The following is a 15,354-nucleotide window of genomic DNA, read 5'->3' as shown; positions in this document are numbered from 1 at the left end:
TGGTTAGCGTTACAATGGCGCAAGTTTATCATAAAGTTTACAGGAAGGTCGCGTGAGCCTGACCGACATTTACCACGATTTTGTTAAGCGTTGGCAAGACTGGCAAAATAGCCAGCAACAGCCTTTAATGACCTGGGCCGATCCGGCCAGCCCATCGCCATGCCAGCTGGGCGATATTCAGCATAATCAGGTACGGTGGCAGCCAGTAAAACAGGCGCAGCCGGCCAATTTTGCCAATATCGAGCAAGCGCTGGAGCTTGAGCTACACACTGATATTAAAACCTTTTATCAGCTGTATTTCGGTGCCGGTTTAAGTGCACAGCATCCGCGTGGCAAACTGATGTTGCTGATGGTGTGGAATGACGATGATGTGAAACGGCTGCAGGAAAACATCATTGGCCATATCATTATGAAGCGCAGGCTAAAGCAGCGCGAAACGGTGTTTTTTGCCACCACCGAAGATGATGATATTTTGCTGTCGGTATTAAATAGCAGCGGCGAAGTGTACTTAGAGCACGTTGGGCAAGAGGTTAAGGAGAAACTGGCCGATAACCTGGCACAGTTTCTCTGTCAGTTAACGCCTTGCACGTTAGAGGGACTTTGACAGTCCCAGGCGATATTACTCAGTAAACGGCAGCGGTCACATTTAAAGTCGAATAGTTGATGCAGCGGCTGTGCCAGACGCCAGGCCTGGCCGCAGCCGGGGCATGGCTTGTCTGCTTCAGCGGCGCAATCTTGGCTGCTACCGCTATATAGCGCGTAATACACCGGCGTTTGGCTTAGGCGTGCTAAAGTGTTGGCTATTTGCCGCCCCTGGCGGTTTAGCCGGCTGTGCAATTGCTGCAGGCTGCGCTCAGCGCTGTGGCGCAGCACCCGGCTTTGTTGCATCTGAATTTCATCCAATGCCTGATATTGCAGCTGCCAGCGGATCAGCGCTTCATGATCACCCGCGGCGGCGGGTAGCAAATACAGCGGCACCGGCGCGAAGTGCTCGCCACAGCGTAGCGGCGAGCAGGTATCATTAAAGCGGCTATACACAATGTAGTAAGGCGCAGATGCACAGGGATCAGTGTGGTTTGACATCAGATCCATGCCAAGTACGCTAAGTTGCGGGTAGCCAAGGCCGGCAGCGGCCAACTGCTGCAGGGCGGCCAAACCACGCGGGCTGTGATACTGCTGTTTTAACGCCTCCGTTGCCGGCAGCACTATCCGGCTGACAAAACAGTCCTGCTGCCAGGCGGTAGGAAACTCCCGGCCCAGCAGCTGGCCGTTAAATATCAGCGCTTCCATATAGCGGCGTATCGCCGCTTCTGCCTGGTCAAAGTCGGTATCAGCAATGACTTTAAACTTCAGCTCAGCCAGATACATGGCTAGGGTTCCAGCTTACTGAGCAACAAATCCAGTTTGGCTTCAATACGCGCCAGGCGGCTGCTGATATCGTCAGCCTCCGCCTGGCTGGCGGGTAAGCTATCAGGCACTGTATTTGCCGGTGCGATGCTGGCGTAAACCGGGTTGCTGCGCCAGTGCTGATAAGCGGCGAACAGCTGCTGAGGGGCCACACGGCCAGCTAAACGGGTACGAAACAGCGCCAGACTGGGCGTTTTACCTTCCTGTTGTAACTCGCTGGCCACCTGTTGTAACAGCTGTTGAATATCGTTCATGTTATTTGCCTTATTGACTAACTAGTGGCGAAATTTACCACCCTTTAGTCGTTAGTTATAGTGGTGTGTTTATAAGTTATTGTTTTTAATCTTGTAAATTGGTGGCATGTTGTTTGCTGTGATACCGCAGGCTGCAACAGCCGTGGTGTATTACAACAAAAAAAGGAAACCTATTATGTTAGCAAAGGTGGTTATGGCTGCTGCTCTGGCAGTAAGTTTATCAGGCTGTGTGGTCGCTGTCGGTGGTAATCATGAGTTTGATGATGACAGTAGTTGGAAGAAAACGCAGCGGCAAAATCAGCAGAAAATTAATAACCTGACGCTGGATATGAGCGCAGAGCAGATCCGTACTTTGCTTGGCTCGCCAGATTTTACCGAGTCGTTTAGTAAAGATGGTGAGAGTGTGCAGGTACTGTTTTACCGCACCCATCATGTCAAAAGTGATGGTAAAACTACCAAGGATGAATGCACACCGCTTATTTTTAAACAAAACCGTTTAACCGGCTGGGGCGACAAAGCCTATCAGTATTTGTAACTCCGCTTGGGCCCCGGCAAGCTGATGCCGGGGCTTGCTGTTAATGCAGCAGTGCATTTAATTCATCAATCACCTCACACCAGTCGGCATCCTGTTTTAAGGATTCGCGTAAAAAACTGGCCTGAGCACTATTCCAGAACGGTGCATCCTGAATGGCCATGCCAGCCGCTAATTTGTGCTGGTGAATAAAACGGCTGATATCCTGGTCACTACTGTCTAAGCCGAGTTGGGCAAATAAACTGTTAAGCGTTGGGGTTGTGCTGTGCATAAGGTTCTCCTGTTTGCCAGTGCTTAATAAAGCTTAGCGTTGTTTCACCATTTTGCTTAAGTGGCCAGCTTGGCAAGTTATGACCTTGCTGCTATTGTGGATAAAAAAACAACAATAGCGCGCTTAACAGGGAGTCAACATGCTGGCAGATATCAACACGCTGGAGCTGGAACGGTTAAAAGCGGTTTTACTCAGTGCCGATGAGTTAAAGCTGGCCGCATCACTGTTATACCAATCGTACTTTGATGACCCTCTGTTTATGGAAATCTTCCGTGCCGATAAAGCGGATTACGAACAGCGGCTACGCGCCGCTATCCGAGAGGAGCTTACCACCTTTTGGCAGGCTGGCCAGCCGATGATTGGCCTGTTTAACGGCGAGCAATTACTTGGGGTGGCTTGTGTGATTAACCCTGACTCTGGCATTGGCGCCAGCCGGCTGTGGCACTGGCGGTTAAAAATGCTGCTCACAGCCGGTTATGTGTCTACCCGGCAGTTGTTAGAGAAAGAGCAAAAAATTCATGCTGCTATGCCCGCTGAGCATTATCATATGCTGGCCTTTATTGCCGTGGCACCCAGGCACCAGCATTTGGGGCTGGGGCATTACCTTATTCATGCGGTTGATTCACTGGTTGATAAAGATCCCCGTTCAGCCGGCATCGGCGTTTTTGTTACGCTGGAGAAATACAAAGCCTTTTTTGCCGGCGATCATTATCAGCCGGTGACTGAGCTGGCATTTAACACCGTAAGTGGCACCCTGATGTTCCGGCCGCGGCAAACCGCGTCCTAAGCGCGGCCACTGACACAACATAACCTAAGCAGAGGGTGCGAATGCGTAAATTCAGTAGTTTCGCCGAGTTTTATCCCTACTATCTGGCCGAGCATCGGCATCCGCTGTGCCGGGCACTGCATTATTGCGGCAGCCTGCTGGTGATTGCCGTGCTCTGTTATGCCCTGATAACCCGGCAATGGCAGCTGTTATGGCTGTTGCCGCTTATTGGTTATGGTTTTGCCTGGATAGGGCACTTTGCGTTTGAGCATAACAAACCAGCCACCTTTAAATATCCGCTGTACAGCCTGGCGGCTGACTGGGTGATGTTAAAAGATTTCTTAACCGGCCAGTTAAAACATAAGCTGCCGGTTAATTAATGCGATAGGCCGGTAGCTGAAAGCCGGCCAGACGCATCCCACTTAGCAACAGCTCGGCCTGATAGCGGCTTTCGCCATCACCGCTAAAATCGACCTGGTATTGGGTGATAAACCTAAGCCGGCCATTGATTTTGCGAAAGCTGTGGCCCATGCGGCCGCAGTCTAGTAGTTGTAGTTGCTGCTGCTGGCATAGTTGGCGTGCCACCACGATAGCCCGCTCATCCTGTTTACGCTGTAACCAAAACAGATAGCAGACTGTGCCCAGTAGCAGCAGTAATAAAATTGAACCCATAACACTCTCCCGTCACAATGTAGCGATCATGCTGACTAGCCGCCTTTTTTACAAGGGCTGGCTGGTATTTTCGCTTGTGTTACACTAGGCGCTGCCTGTAAGAGAAGTGATATGACCGAACAGATCCAGCCATTATTGAATGCACTTGCAAGCGAGCTGAAACAGCTTGAGCTGTGGTCGGCTCAGCCACCGGATACGCAGGCGCTGGCGAGCCGCTTACCATTTTGTATTGATACGCTGCGCTTTGAGCAGTGGCTGCAGTTTATTTTCATCCCCAAAATGCAGCTGCTGTTAGACTCTGCTTCACCGCTGCCCAGTAAGATTGCATTATTGCCGATGGCAGAGCAGATTTTTAACCAGAGTGATACGCGTTTTAACCGCTTGCTTAGCATTATTTCGGCGTTGGACAGCTGCTTGACGGAGGCGCGATGAGCGCAGCAGTACCTTTTCAGTTAGACGCGCCGCTGAAGGTGTTGTATCAGGACGAGCATCTGGTGGCGATAGATAAACCCAGTGGCATGCTGGTGCACCGTTCTTTTCTGGATAAACACGAAACCGTGTTTGTGATGCAAACGCTGCGCGATCAGATAGGCCAGCATGTATTTCCGGTACACCGGCTGGACCGGCCTACCTCAGGTGTGCTGCTGTTTGCCTTGTCCAGCGACGTGGCGCGCATACTTAGTCAGCAGCAGGAGCTTAAGCTGTGGCGCAAGTTCTATCTGGCGGTGGTGCGCGGTTTTATGGCTGACGGCGGTGAGCTGGATTACCCGTTAAAAGAGCAACTGGATGATATCGCTGATAAGTTCGCCCGCACTGATAAGGCGCCACAGCAGGCGGTGACCCGTTATCAGCCATTGGCACGGGTAGAGCTGCCAATACCGGTGAGTAAATATCCGGCAGCACGTTACAGCTTAGTGGCACTGCAGCCATTAACCGGGCGTAAACACCAGTTACGCCGCCATCTTGCACATTTACGCCAACCGATAGTGGGCGACACCAGCCACGGCGATGGTAAGCACAATGCGTTGTTTAAACAGCATTTTAATTGCCAGCGCTTGCTGCTATTGGCGAAACAGCTGCAGCTGCCCCATCCGTTAACCGGCGAAACTTTGTCTATCAGCGCCGGTCTGAACGAACTTGAAAGCCTGTTTAGCCAGTTTGGCTGGCCAACAGATGAGGCTTATTATCAGCAGCAATTTGCTGAACTTTTTGCGGAGGAGAAATGGCAAAAATCGCAGTAATGGTAGGCAGTGTGTACGGTGGCGCACAATATGTTGCCGAGGAAGCAACGTCGCTGCTTGGCACTATGGGGCATCAGAGCAGGCTGTTTGCCGAGCCTAAACTGGATGATGTGCTTAGCTTTAATGCCGATATCTGGCTGGTAATAAGCTCGACCACGGGGCAGGGCGACATTCCCGATAACCTGTTGCCATTCTATCTGGATGTGCAAAGCCGCTTTCCGCTGTTAACCGGCAAACACTTTGCGGTGATAGCGCTGGGCGATAGCAGCTACGACACCTTTTGTGGCGCCGGTGAGCAGCTACGTGCGCTGCTGCTGGAAATTCAGGGCACCGAGCTTTCACCTATGCTGCGTATTGACGCCGGTGAAACTTTAGAGCCAGAAACGATTGCCTTGCCCTGGCTGAAACAGCAGTTTAGTGCGCTGAGTTAACAGTATTTATCCAGCTTATTGTAGGCTTTGGCGCCTGGCATCTTAAGCGCCGGATCATTCAGTGCTGCCAGCTTATCTACCCACATGGCAGTGGCACCGCATACCGCTACGGGCATCACAAACAGGTTAAACAGCGGGATCATGCAGGCAATATTGACGGTAATGCCAAAGGCAAAGCTGTTGCCTGGCTGGTTACGTAGCTGCTGGCGCATGGTGCGAAAGGCTATTTTGTGGTTGTCGTAAGGGTAGTCGGCATACTGAATCGCCAGCAACCAGCTGGTAAACAAGAACCACAGTATCGGGCCTACAACCGGCAGAAATAAAAACAGGATAAATAAAATAATGGCGCGTGGCAGCGCGTACAGCAGTTTTTGCCATTCCCGCCCCAGCATGCGTGGCACGTCTCTGATAAAGCCGGCCATACCTGCGTCGGGAAGCTTTTTGCCGGTTAAATGCGCTTCGACTTTTTCACTTAGCAGGCCATTAAAGGGCGCAGCAATAAAGTTGGCCACCATGGTAAAGCTGTACGCCAGACCAATCACCAGCGTCATCACACCCAGCGGGATCAGTAAATATTCCAGCCAATGCAGCCAGGCGGGCAGGTACTGCTGCACGGCCGCCACCATAGCATTAACCTGGTTAAGCAGCAGGTAAAACGCGAACGAAAACAACAGCAGATTAATGCTAAGCGGCACCAGCACAAAACGCTTTAAACCTTTGGTGTGGATCAAAGTTAAGCCACGAAAAAAATAGTACATTACACCCTCGCTAACAGCGTGCGCTGAACAATAAGCGCAGTATAAAGCCTTTGGCTGCGCAGCCAGGGAGTTGTTGGCCGTTTTTTCGTAACAGAATATAACGCTGTTACACAGTGCTGGCATAACACCAGGCACTTTATGCTAGAATAGCGGCAGTTTTTACCGCAGCGCGGTGCAACCGTTTAACGTTTACTAAGGGTGAGATATGGCGATGTTAGCTTCGGCGCTGGTATTTGGATTAACCACTTTATGTTTGCTGGCAGGCTTAACCTGTCTGATTTCGGCCCTGCTGGTGCCTGCAACAGAGGGAGCCGAGAAACAATTTGAAAAACGGCTTGAGTACGGCATGTTTGCTGCTGTGGGCTTGGTCAGCTTTGCGGTGATGCTGTATATCGGTTAACGTTGTAACAGCCTAATTTAAAAAACGGCAGGGGTTACCTGCCGTTTTGCTTTATGACAGGAAATTATTCCACGCTGCGTAGCAAGGCGTTAATACCTACTTTGGCGCGGGTTTGCGCATCTACTTTCTTTACAATAATGGCAGCGTACAAGCTGTGGCTGCCATCTTTACTGGGGATTGAGCCCGGCACGACGACGGCACCGGCTGGCACGCGGCCATAGCTGATTTCACCGGTTTCCCGGTCGTAAATGCGTGTGCTCTGGCTGATATAAACGCCCATCGACAGCACGGCACCTTCTTCCACGATGACGCCTTCTACCACTTCCGAGCGGGCGCCGATAAAGCAGTTATCTTCAATAATGGTTGGGTTGGCTTGCAGTGGCTCTAGTACGCCGCCGATGCCGACACCGCCAGATAAGTGCACGTTTTTACCAATTTGCGCGCAGCTGCCCACGGTAGCCCAGGTGTCTACCATAGTGCCTTCACCCACATAGGCGCCGATATTAACGTAAGAGGGCATCAGCACCACGTTTTTGGCGACATAGCTGCCGCGGCGCACTGCAGCGGGCGGTACTACGCGCACGCCGTCGCTGCGGAACTGTGCATCAGTGTAGTTGGCATATTTCATCGGCACTTTGTCAAAGAAGCGGTTTTCTGCACCGTCCATCACCTGGTTATCGTTAATGCGAAACGACAACAACACGGCTTTTTTCAGCCACTGGTGTACCACCCATTCACCGGCAATTTTCTCGGCGACCCGGGCACTGCCGTTATCCAGCATGCTGATCACGCTGTCTACTGCTTGTTTTATCTCTGCCGACACCGTGCTGGGGGTAATGTCGGCACGCTGTTCAAATGCCTGCTCAATAATGCTTTTTAACTCTGACATTGTCTTGGTTAGCCTTCTGTTTGCTGTGAAAGTTGCTCGATCAGTGCGCGTTTCAGTGCGCTTTGCTGCTCACTGGACAGTGCCTGATCGTCGCTATTTGAAATCATAAAAAAGTCTTCAGCCCGCTCGCCGATGGTGGTGATTTTTGCGGCATGAATGTTCACGTCGCAGCGCTGAAACACCTCGCCGATATTGGCCAACAGGCCAGGCGTATCCAGCGCCGCCAACTCTATCATGGTGCGTTTGCTGGTGTTACCGGGTAAAAATACCACCTTGGGCGGCACATTAAACTGGCGCATCTGGCGCGATAACTTGGTTTTTTGCCGCGATAGATCCGGTTTACCGGCAATATACAGCTCCAGCGCGCGCTTAATGCTTTGCTGGCGCGATGGGGAGTTCACCGCTTCGCCGTTTTGTTCCAGAATCACAAAGGTGTCCATCGCATAACCGTCTTTGTTGGTCATGATTTGGGCATCAAAAATATTCACTTTTTTGCTGTCCAGTGCCGCCACTAAGCGGGCAAACAATTTCGGCTGATCTTTAGTGTAAATAAACACCTGGGTGCCGCCGCGAATAGGGGCTTTACTGATCAACACCAGCGGTTCGTCCGGGTTTTTATGCCGCAAAATATGCTCGCAATGCCAGACTATTTGCCGGGCGCTATAGCGGGCAAAGTAATCGGCTTTAATGCGGCTCCACAGCTGCAATATTTCTGTCTCGCTAAAGGTTTGCTTTAGCAGCAGCGGCATGGCTTCGCTTTGGTTTTCGCGAATAAGATCGCGCAAGTCCATCGGCTTTTCCAGGCCGCGACGAAAAGCTTTTTGTGTGGCTAAAAATAGCTCACGCAGCAGTGAGCCTTTCCAGTCATTCCATAAGTTGTCATTGGTAGCGCGAATATCGGCCAACGTTAAGCAGTACAGGTAATTGAGCCGGGTTTCGTCACGTACCTTTTCGGCAAACTCCGCCACCACGGCCGGGTCGTGAATGTCACGGCGCTGTGCGGTGACAGACATCAGTAGATGATGCTCGACCAGCCAGGCGATTAACTTGCTGTCAAAGTCGCTAAGCTTATGCAGTTTGGCAAATTCTCGCACGTCCATGGCGCCAAGCTCAGAGTGGTCACCGCCGCGCCCTTTGGCAATATCATGAAAAATGCCGGCCAAATACAACAGCTCGGGCTTTTCCATTTTACGCACTATATCGCTGCAAAGCGGAAATTCGCTGTCGTGTTCACTTAGCGTGTACTTATACAGGTTTTTCAGTAAACGGTGGGTGTGCTCGTCCACGGTGTAGGCATGGAATAAATCAAACTGCATCTGGCCGACAATGTTACGCCACTGCGGTAAGTAAGCCGCCAGTACACCATAACGGTGCATCAGGGTAATGGCTTTATCCATACCGCGTGGGTGGCGGATAATGGCTAGAAACAGCTGGCGGCAGGCCTCGTAATCTTGCAAATCGCCCATTAAACGGCGGCGTACCTGGCGGATCAGCCGCATGGTAGCAGAGTGCACGCCGGTGATGTTGGAGTTATTAGCGATGTGCCAAAACAGCCGCAGCAAGTTGTCGCGCCGGGCAAACACGGCATTGTCACGGGCGCAGATCAAATGGCCTTTTAGCTCAAAGTAATCATCCAGAACAAGGGTTTTTACCTTTTCTTTATGGTTTAAAATGCTGCCATCAAAGTGCTGTAGCAACATTTCATTGAGTTCGCTAACCCGCTGCACGGTGCGAAAAAAACGCTTCATCATGCGCTCGACCGAGGCTTTACCGTCAGCACCAAAGCCAAGCCGCTCGGCCACAGCCGGCTGATAGTCAAACAGAATACGGTTTTCGTTGCGACCCGCTTCCAAATGCAGTGCAAAGCGCATTTGCCACAGATAAGCCTCACACTCCATCAGTTCCTGATATTCGTCTTCAGTAAGGTACTGATACGCCACCAGTTCGCGCATGGTGCGGGTTTGAAAGTGGCGTTTGGCTACCCAGCCAATAGTTTGAATATCGCGCAATCCGCCGGGGTTGGCTTTTAAATTGGGCTCCAGATTATACGCAGTACCATGATACTGGGCATGCCGTTGTTGCTGCTCGTGGCGTTTAGCCTGAAAAAACGCCTGGCTGGTCCAGAAGCTGTCTTTACTCACTTCCAGTTGCAACTGTTCAAACAGCGGCTTATTACCGGTCAGCAGGCGCATCTCCAGTAAATTGGTGGCAATGGTAATGTCGTCTTTGCCCAGTTTTACCGACTCTTTTACCGTTCTAACGCTGTGGCCCACTTCCAGGCGCAGGTCCCACAGTAAGGTAATAAACTGACCAATAGCGTCTTGCTGTGCGGCTGATAACCGGCCTTCAGCCAAAATAAGCAAGTCAATGTCGGAGCAGGGGTGCAGCTCGCCACGACCATAGCCGCCAACGGCAATTAAACTGAGGTCTTTGCTTTTATGCAGCTCCAGGTTGTGCCACAGCTGCACCAGCACCTCGTCGATAAAGCCGGCGCGGGCTTTTACCAGGCTGTTTACCGGGTGCTGGGCAAAGCTTTTGCTTAGCCAGTCGTTAAAATCGGCGAAGTGCTTTTTGTAGCTGTCCAGGCTGTAACTGTCGGGAAGGGCTTTGCTAAAGATTACCGCCTGGCTCATGCTGGTCTCCGCTGGGGCTATTCTGCAGTTAAAATGCGCTCGATAGTGTCATCCTGGCGCAGGGTTAAAATTTCACAGCCGGTATCGGTAACTAAAATAGTGTGTTCAAACTGCGCGGATAAACTGCGATCTTTGGTGACAACTGTCCAGCCATCGGCCAGCAGTTTGCTGTGACGGCCACCGGCGTTAATCATCGGCTCTATGGTTAGGCACATGCCGGTCTTGAGCACTTCGCCGGTACCGGGTTTGCCGTAATGCAGCACCTGCGGGTCTTCATGAAACACAGCGCCGATGCCATGACCGCAGTATTCGCGCACCACTGAATAGCTATGTGCTTCGGCATGTTGCTGAATAACATGGCCAATATCGCCTAAACGTACGCCGTTTTTCACTTTTTTCAGTGCCAGGTACATACACTCCTGGGTAACCCGAATCAGCCGCTCGGCCATAATGCTGGGCTTGCCCACCACAAACATCTTAGAGGTATCGCCGTGGTAGCCATCTTTAATTACCGTGATATCGATATTGATAATATCGCCGTCTTTCAGTTTTTTATCAGATGGTATGCCGTGACAAATCACCTGATTCACCGAGGTGCAGATGGATTTAGGAAAGCCATGGTAATTCAGTGGTGCCGGTATCGCCTGCTGCTCGTTAACAATATAGTTGTGGCAGATGGTGTTAAGCTCGTCGGTGGTGACGCCGGCTTTTACATAAGGCTCAATCATTTCCAGCACCTGCGCGGCAAGACGGCCTGCCACGCGCATTTTTTCAATTTCGGCCGGAGTTTTGATAGTCGCTGTCATGCTGTCTCTCTGTTTGGGGCGGGGCCAACGCCGGGCGCCGCTGCTGCAAAAATACACATTTCATTGTGTTTATAGGGTGTCTATGGTATAAAGCGCGCCGCAAATTAGCAAATCGCATTCGCGTATAAGGCAGAAGCTTTTGCTCTTTACCGCGTTTTAGCGTGCTTAATTGGCGTAATTAAACAAAACACACATGTATCGACACATATTCCGGGGTGCTTTGCCCTGCACTGAACCACAGTCAGGCCAGAGTCGGCGTATGGGATACATGGAGGCTTAACCCCTTATACAGGAAATTAAATCATGGCAAAAGTTTCTATGCGCGACATGCTCCAGGCGGGCGTGCACTTCGGTCACCAAACCCGTTACTGGAACCCAAAAATGAAGCCGTTCATTTTCGGCGCGCGTAACAAAGTTCATATCATCAACCTGGAACAAACTGTTCCTATGATGAACGACGCTCTGGCATTCATTCAGCAAGTAGCAGCGAAAAAGGGCAAGATCCTGTTCGTTGGTACTAAGCGTGCCGCTTCTGAAGCCATTAAAGAAGCTGCAGTTAAGTCTGATCAGTTCTACGTAAACCACCGCTGGTTAGGTGGTATGCTGACTAACTGGAAAACCGTTCGTCAGTCAATCAAGCGTTTAAAAGATCTGGAAGCGCAAAGCCAGGACGGTACTTTCGATAAGCTGACCAAGAAAGAAGCTTTAGACCGTACCCGTGAAATGGACAAGCTGGAAAAGAGCTTAGGTGGTATTAAAGACATGGGCGGTTTACCGGACGTGCTGTTCGTGATCGACGCTGACCATGAACATATCGCTATCAAAGAAGCGAACAACCTGGGTATTCCGGTTGTGGCTATCGTTGATACTAACTCTGATCCAAAAGGTGTTGACTATGTAGTACCAGGTAACGATGACGCTATCCGCGCTATCCAGTTATACCTGGGTGCTGTTGGTCAGGCCATCCTGGAAGGTCGTGACAAAAACATCGAAGTTCAGGCAGAAGCCGAAGCCTTCGTTGAAGCAGAGTAATTTCATTGTCACAGGTGCCGGCTAAGCTGGCGCCTGTGCAGTGCAACATTGCGACAGGGGCCAGACGGCCCCTGTTTGTCCAACCAGAATGAATACGAGGAAGCTCCCATGGCTGTAACTGCCGCTTTAGTAAAAGAACTTCGCGAGCGCACTGGCGCTGGCATGATGGATTGTAAAAAAGCACTGGAAGAGACTGCAGGTGATATCGAAGCTGCAATCGACGCCATGCGTAAAAGTGGTTTAGCCAAAGCTGCCAAGAAAGCTGGCCGTATCGCCGCTGAAGGTACTATTATCACTCGTGTAGCAAACGGTTACGGTATTGCTATCGAGTTCAACTGTGAAACAGACTTCGTAGCGCGTGATGCCAGCTTCCTGGCGTTTGCTAACGCTGTGGCTGATTTAGCCCACGCTAACAAACTGTTCACGGCAGAAGCTATTTTAGCCGCTGACTTAAACGGCACTTCAGTAGAAGACACCCGTGCTACTTTGGTTGCTAAAATCGGTGAAAACATCAACGTACGCCGCGCTGCGGTAGTTGAAGGTGCGGTTATCGGTTCTTACGTGCACTCAGGCCGTATCGGTGTATTAGCGGTGCTGGAAGGCGGTAACGAAGAGATCGCCAAAGACGTAGCGATGCACGTTGCAGCAAACAACCCAGGCTATGTAAATCCGGAAGACGTGTCTGCCGAAGTGGTAGAACGTGAGCGTCAAATCCAGGTTGAAATTGCGGTTAACTCTGGTAAGCCACAAGAAATCGCTGAGAAGATGGTTGCCGGCCGTATGACCAAGTTCACTGGCGAAGTGAGCTTAACCGGTCAGCCGTTCGTGAAAGATCCGTCTATCACTACCGGTGACTTCCTGAAACAAAACGGTGCCAAAGCCATTTCTTTCATTCGTTTAGAAGTGGGCGAAGGTATCGAGAAGAAAGAAGAAGACTTCGCGGCTGAAGTAGCCGCCCAGATCGCGGCAGCGAAGAAGTAATTTATTCTTCTGCCTAACGGCAAAAACCGCTAGAATAACCGCGGCCTTCGGTTTACCCACCGGGCCGCGGTTTTTTTTACCCGCTAAATCGTCAACGCCAGCCAGCACTAAGAGGATGTCATGAGCACAAATCCAAAACCAACCTATCGCAGGATCTTATTAAAACTCAGTGGTGAAGCCCTGATGGGTGATGAAGGCTTTGGCATCGACCCCAAAGTGCTGGATCGGATGGCACAGGAAATTAAAGAGCTGGTGGAGCTGGGCGTACAGGTAGGCATCGTCATCGGTGGCGGTAACATTTTCCGCGGTGAAGGCTTAGCCAAAGCCGGTATGAACCGCGTAGTAGGCGACCATATGGGCATGCTGGCCACGGTAATGAACGGCCTGGCCATGCGCGACGCGCTGCACCGCGCCTATGTAAACGCCCGTATGATGAGCGCCATTCCTCTTAACGGTGTGTGTGACAACTACAGCTGGGCAGAAGCAATCAGCCTGCTGAAATCGGGCCGGGTGGTGATTTTCTCTGCCGGTACCGGTAACCCGTTTTTCACCACTGATTCGGCAGCCTGCTTACGCGGCATTGAAATTGAAGCCGATGCGGTGTTAAAAGCCACTAAAGTAGACGGCGTCTATTCGGCCGATCCGGTAAAAGATCCCACCGCCACGCTGTATCATCAGTTAACCTATAATGAAGTGCTGGATAAAGAGCTAAAAGTGATGGATTTAGCCGCTTTTACGCTGGCACGTGACCACAACCTGCAAATCCGCGTGTTTAATATGAACACTGCCGGCGCCTTAAAGCGCGTCATTATGGGCGAGCAGGAAGGCACGGTCATCGACCACGCCGAGAATTTACAGTAAACTAGCCGGCCTGCTTAAGCCCGGCTTAGTGATAAGACGAAGAAAAAAGGATACCCAAGGTGATTAACGACATTATTAAAGACAGCAAAGTACGGATGGAAAAAAGCGTAGAAGCGCTGAAAGTCCAACTCAGTAAAGTACGTACCGGCCGTGCTCACCCCAGTTTATTAGACGGCATTATGGTGTCTTACTATGGTGCTGACACCCCGCTGCGTCAGGTGGGTAACGTGTCTATTGAAGATGCGCGCACACTGGCTATTACCGTATTTGATAAAAGCCTGACCGCGGCAGTAGAAAAAGCCATTATGGCGTCAGATTTAGGTTTAAACCCGATGTCTGCCGGTACCATTATCCGTGTACCGCTGCCACCGCTGACAGAAGAGCGGCGTAAGAGCCTGGTAAAACTGGTACGCGGCGAAGCAGAAAATGGCCGTGTTGCGGTGCGTAATATTCGCCGTGACGCTAATGCGGATTTAAAAACGCTGCAAAAAGACAAAGCTATCAGTGAAGATGATGAGCGCCGCGCCACGGAAGAAATTCAGAAGATCACCGACAGCTTCGTGAAAAAAATTGACGAAGTACTGGCAGAAAAAGAAAAGGAACTGATGGAAGTTTAAAACCGACTTCTGTTAACCTTTTGGGCGTCGTGACGCTTAAGCATTACGGCGCCTTTTTCTATGCGAATGATATGATTGTGTGATAGCCACCATCGGCTAAAACCCTAAGATGTATAAGGACAGGTTGCACTTTATGACTGCAGATGCGCAGCTTAACGCGCAAACATTGCCACAGCATGTGGCAATTATCATGGATGGTAATGGCCGCTGGGCCCAGCGCCAGGGTAAACCCCGGGTATGGGGCCATAAAAAAGGTGTAGAAGCGGTGCGGCGCAGCGTGAGTTTCTGCCGTGAGCTGGGCATAAAATCACTGACCTTATTTGCCTTTAGCAGTGAAAACTGGCGCCGGCCAGAAGAGGAAGTGTCAACCCTGATGCAGCTGTTTTTGATGGTGCTGCAAAGTGAAGTAAAAACGCTGCATAAGCATAATGTCAGGTTAAAAATTGTTGGCGATTTATCGGCTTTTAGTGACAAGCTGCGCGACAGTATCAGTAAAGCGGAGCAGCTTACCGCCGCGAACACTGCCCTGACACTGAATATTGCTGCTAATTACGGTGGCCGCTGGGACATGGTGAATGCGGCCCGCCAACTGGCCGCTCAGGTTGCGCAGGGACAGTTAACGCCGGAGCAAATAGACGAAAGCCTGTTTGCGCAACAGGTGCAGATGCATGACCAACCCGAGCTGGATTTATTGATCCGCACCGGGGGCGATTTGCGCATCAGTAATTTTTTATTATGGCAGGCTGCTTACGCGGAGCTGTGGTTTACCGAGACCTTATGGCCGGATTTTGACCAGCAGGTGT

General features: G+C 51.0%; 21 protein-coding genes. 13 read left to right on the top strand and 8 right to left on the bottom strand.

The window, feature by feature from the left end:
* Positions 1–52 precede the first annotated feature (52 nt).
* A complete protein-coding gene (gene syd, locus RNAN_RS15875) occupies positions 53–604 on the top strand; it encodes a SecY-interacting protein (RefSeq protein ID WP_008223643.1) in 552 nt (183 codons plus the stop codon).
* On the opposite strand, the gene RNAN_RS15870 is transcribed toward syd, so the two are convergent.
* Positions 571–1,368 (bottom strand): DUF2310 family Zn-ribbon-containing protein, encoded by a 798-nt coding sequence (locus RNAN_RS15870; RefSeq protein WP_008223641.1) that lies wholly within the window; start codon positions 1,366–1,368, stop codon positions 571–573. The genes syd and RNAN_RS15870 overlap by 34 nt on opposite strands.
* A gap of 2 nt (positions 1,369–1,370) precedes the next feature.
* A complete protein-coding gene (locus tag RNAN_RS15865; protein ID WP_008223639.1) occupies positions 1,371–1,661 on the bottom strand; it encodes a hypothetical protein in 291 nt (96 codons plus the stop codon).
* 175 nt (positions 1,662–1,836) lie between these two features.
* Here RNAN_RS15865 and RNAN_RS15860 point away from each other — a divergent pair, with 175 nt between their 5' ends.
* On the top strand, positions 1,837–2,196 hold the full coding sequence (locus RNAN_RS15860) for a DUF3192 domain-containing protein (protein WP_040552357.1): 360 nt from the start codon (positions 1,837–1,839) through the stop codon (positions 2,194–2,196).
* Positions 2,197–2,236: 40 nt separating this feature from the next.
* Here RNAN_RS15860 and RNAN_RS15855 read toward each other — a convergent pair whose 3' ends face one another.
* Positions 2,237–2,464, bottom strand: a complete 228-nt coding sequence (locus tag RNAN_RS15855; protein WP_008223635.1) for a DUF2789 domain-containing protein — start codon at positions 2,462–2,464, stop codon at positions 2,237–2,239.
* Between the two features lie 139 nt (positions 2,465–2,603).
* Between RNAN_RS15855 and RNAN_RS15850 the strand changes: the two genes are divergently transcribed.
* Both RNAN_RS15850 and RNAN_RS15845 read left to right on the top strand, forming a co-directional pair.
* The gene (locus tag RNAN_RS15850) at positions 2,604–3,251 is read left to right on the top strand and encodes a hypothetical protein (protein ID WP_008223633.1); all 648 of its coding nucleotides are present in this window, start codon (positions 2,604–2,606) and stop codon (positions 3,249–3,251) included.
* Between the two features lie 41 nt (positions 3,252–3,292).
* The gene (locus tag RNAN_RS15845) at positions 3,293–3,610 is read left to right on the top strand and encodes an Mpo1-like protein (RefSeq protein ID WP_008223632.1); all 318 of its coding nucleotides are present in this window, start codon (positions 3,293–3,295) and stop codon (positions 3,608–3,610) included.
* Here RNAN_RS15845 and RNAN_RS15840 read toward each other — a convergent pair.
* Positions 3,603–3,902 (bottom strand): DUF3301 domain-containing protein, encoded by a 300-nt coding sequence (locus tag RNAN_RS15840; RefSeq protein WP_008223628.1) that lies wholly within the window; start codon positions 3,900–3,902, stop codon positions 3,603–3,605. The genes RNAN_RS15845 and RNAN_RS15840 overlap by 8 nt on opposite strands.
* A 111-nt stretch (positions 3,903–4,013) precedes the next feature.
* Here RNAN_RS15840 and RNAN_RS15835 point away from each other — a divergent pair, with 111 nt between their 5' ends.
* The 3 genes from RNAN_RS15835 to RNAN_RS15825 are packed head-to-tail and all read left to right on the top strand — an operon-like array spanning position 4,014 to position 5,574.
* Complete coding sequence (locus tag RNAN_RS15835; RefSeq protein ID WP_008223626.1) at positions 4,014–4,334, top strand: YqcC family protein; 321 nt, start codon at positions 4,014–4,016, stop codon at positions 4,332–4,334.
* A complete protein-coding gene (truC, locus tag RNAN_RS15830; protein WP_008223624.1) occupies positions 4,331–5,143 on the top strand; it encodes a tRNA pseudouridine(65) synthase TruC in 813 nt (270 codons plus the stop codon). The genes RNAN_RS15835 and truC overlap by 4 nt, the downstream gene beginning before the upstream one ends.
* Positions 5,125–5,574: a flavodoxin gene (locus RNAN_RS15825; protein WP_008223623.1), complete on the top strand. Its 450-nt coding sequence runs from the start codon at positions 5,125–5,127 to the stop codon at positions 5,572–5,574. The genes truC and RNAN_RS15825 overlap by 19 nt, the downstream gene beginning before the upstream one ends.
* On the opposite strand, the gene cysZ is transcribed toward RNAN_RS15825, so the two are convergent.
* Positions 5,571–6,332, bottom strand: a complete 762-nt coding sequence (gene cysZ, locus RNAN_RS15820; RefSeq protein ID WP_008223621.1) for a sulfate transporter CysZ — start codon at positions 6,330–6,332, stop codon at positions 5,571–5,573. The two genes, RNAN_RS15825 and cysZ, sit on opposite strands and share 4 nt — an antisense overlap.
* Positions 6,333–6,537: 205 nt before the next feature.
* Between cysZ and RNAN_RS15815 the strand changes: the two genes are divergently transcribed.
* Positions 6,538–6,732, top strand: coding sequence for a hypothetical protein (locus RNAN_RS15815; RefSeq protein ID WP_008223619.1), 195 nt, complete (start codon positions 6,538–6,540; stop codon positions 6,730–6,732).
* 64 nt (positions 6,733–6,796) lie between these two features.
* Here RNAN_RS15815 and dapD read toward each other — a convergent pair whose 3' ends face one another.
* From dapD to map, 3 genes are read right to left on the bottom strand one after another with little or no spacing between them, the layout of a single operon-like run.
* The gene (gene dapD / locus RNAN_RS15810; protein ID WP_008223617.1) at positions 6,797–7,621 is read right to left on the bottom strand and encodes a 2,3,4,5-tetrahydropyridine-2,6-dicarboxylate N-succinyltransferase; all 825 of its coding nucleotides are present in this window, start codon (positions 7,619–7,621) and stop codon (positions 6,797–6,799) included.
* A gap of 8 nt (positions 7,622–7,629) precedes the next feature.
* Entirely contained in the window at positions 7,630–10,254 is a 2,625-nt protein-coding gene (gene glnD, locus RNAN_RS15805) for a bifunctional uridylyltransferase/uridylyl-removing protein GlnD (RefSeq protein WP_008223616.1), read from the bottom strand.
* A gap of 17 nt (positions 10,255–10,271) precedes the next feature.
* Complete coding sequence (map, locus tag RNAN_RS15800; protein WP_008223615.1) at positions 10,272–11,060, bottom strand: type I methionyl aminopeptidase; 789 nt, start codon at positions 11,058–11,060, stop codon at positions 10,272–10,274.
* A gap of 303 nt (positions 11,061–11,363) precedes the next feature.
* On the opposite strand from map, the gene rpsB reads away from it, so the two are divergent.
* From rpsB to uppS, 5 genes are all read left to right on the top strand, one after another.
* Positions 11,364–12,092 carry a 30S ribosomal protein S2 gene (gene rpsB / locus RNAN_RS15795; RefSeq protein ID WP_008223614.1) on the top strand — a complete coding sequence of 243 codons (729 nt, stop codon included), beginning with the start codon at positions 11,364–11,366 and terminating at the stop codon, positions 12,090–12,092.
* 108 nt (positions 12,093–12,200) lie between these two features.
* Entirely contained in the window at positions 12,201–13,073 is an 873-nt protein-coding gene (tsf, locus tag RNAN_RS15790) for a translation elongation factor Ts (protein WP_008223613.1), read from the top strand.
* 120 nt (positions 13,074–13,193) lie between these two features.
* Complete coding sequence (gene pyrH, locus RNAN_RS15785; protein WP_008223612.1) at positions 13,194–13,934, top strand: UMP kinase; 741 nt, start codon at positions 13,194–13,196, stop codon at positions 13,932–13,934.
* A gap of 59 nt (positions 13,935–13,993) precedes the next feature.
* On the top strand, positions 13,994–14,551 hold the full coding sequence (frr, locus tag RNAN_RS15780) for a ribosome recycling factor (protein WP_008223610.1): 558 nt from the start codon (positions 13,994–13,996) through the stop codon (positions 14,549–14,551).
* 133 nt (positions 14,552–14,684) lie between these two features.
* Positions 14,685–15,354, top strand: a 670-nt coding sequence (uppS, locus tag RNAN_RS15775) for a polyprenyl diphosphate synthase (protein ID WP_052027308.1), incomplete at its 3' end; no start/stop codon positions are given.

Origin of the sequence: Rheinheimera nanhaiensis E407-8, assembly GCF_000296695.1 — a bacterium.
Lineage (GTDB): Bacteria > Pseudomonadota > Gammaproteobacteria > Enterobacterales > Alteromonadaceae > Alishewanella > Alishewanella nanhaiensis.
The sequence above is the reverse complement of the archived record's forward strand: the minus strand, read 5'-3'. Positions and strand labels throughout refer to the sequence as shown.

Bases quoted from the DNA above. Each gene is read 5' to 3' on its own strand.
- cysZ (WP_008223621.1), bottom strand. From the start codon at position 6,332: ATGTACTATTTTTTTCGTGGCTTAACTTTGATCCACACCAAAGGTTTA.
- RNAN_RS15845 (WP_008223632.1), top strand. From the start codon at position 3,293: ATGCGTAAATTCAGTAGTTTCGCCGAGTTTTATCCCTACTATCTGGCC.
- RNAN_RS15855 (WP_008223635.1), bottom strand. From the start codon at position 2,464: ATGCACAGCACAACCCCAACGCTTAACAGTTTATTTGCCCAACTCGGC.
- RNAN_RS15860 (WP_040552357.1), top strand. From the start codon at position 1,837: ATGTTAGCAAAGGTGGTTATGGCTGCTGCTCTGGCAGTAAGTTTATCA.
- RNAN_RS15850 (WP_008223633.1), top strand. From the start codon at position 2,604: ATGCTGGCAGATATCAACACGCTGGAGCTGGAACGGTTAAAAGCGGTT.
- rpsB (WP_008223614.1), top strand. From the start codon at position 11,364: ATGGCAAAAGTTTCTATGCGCGACATGCTCCAGGCGGGCGTGCACTTC.
- map (WP_008223615.1), bottom strand. From the start codon at position 11,060: ATGACAGCGACTATCAAAACTCCGGCCGAAATTGAAAAAATGCGCGTG.
- RNAN_RS15835 (WP_008223626.1), top strand. From the start codon at position 4,014: ATGACCGAACAGATCCAGCCATTATTGAATGCACTTGCAAGCGAGCTG.
- pyrH (WP_008223612.1), top strand. From the start codon at position 13,194: ATGAGCACAAATCCAAAACCAACCTATCGCAGGATCTTATTAAAACTC.
- RNAN_RS15825 (WP_008223623.1), top strand. From the start codon at position 5,125: ATGGCAAAAATCGCAGTAATGGTAGGCAGTGTGTACGGTGGCGCACAA.
- tsf (WP_008223613.1), top strand. From the start codon at position 12,201: ATGGCTGTAACTGCCGCTTTAGTAAAAGAACTTCGCGAGCGCACTGGC.
- glnD (WP_008223616.1), bottom strand. From the start codon at position 10,254: ATGAGCCAGGCGGTAATCTTTAGCAAAGCCCTTCCCGACAGTTACAGC.
- RNAN_RS15840 (WP_008223628.1), bottom strand. From the start codon at position 3,902: ATGGGTTCAATTTTATTACTGCTGCTACTGGGCACAGTCTGCTATCTG.
- truC (WP_008223624.1), top strand. From the start codon at position 4,331: ATGAGCGCAGCAGTACCTTTTCAGTTAGACGCGCCGCTGAAGGTGTTG.
- RNAN_RS15870 (WP_008223641.1), bottom strand. From the start codon at position 1,368: ATGTATCTGGCTGAGCTGAAGTTTAAAGTCATTGCTGATACCGACTTT.
- dapD (WP_008223617.1), bottom strand. From the start codon at position 7,621: ATGTCAGAGTTAAAAAGCATTATTGAGCAGGCATTTGAACAGCGTGCC.
- RNAN_RS15865 (WP_008223639.1), bottom strand. From the start codon at position 1,661: ATGAACGATATTCAACAGCTGTTACAACAGGTGGCCAGCGAGTTACAA.
- RNAN_RS15815 (WP_008223619.1), top strand. From the start codon at position 6,538: ATGGCGATGTTAGCTTCGGCGCTGGTATTTGGATTAACCACTTTATGT.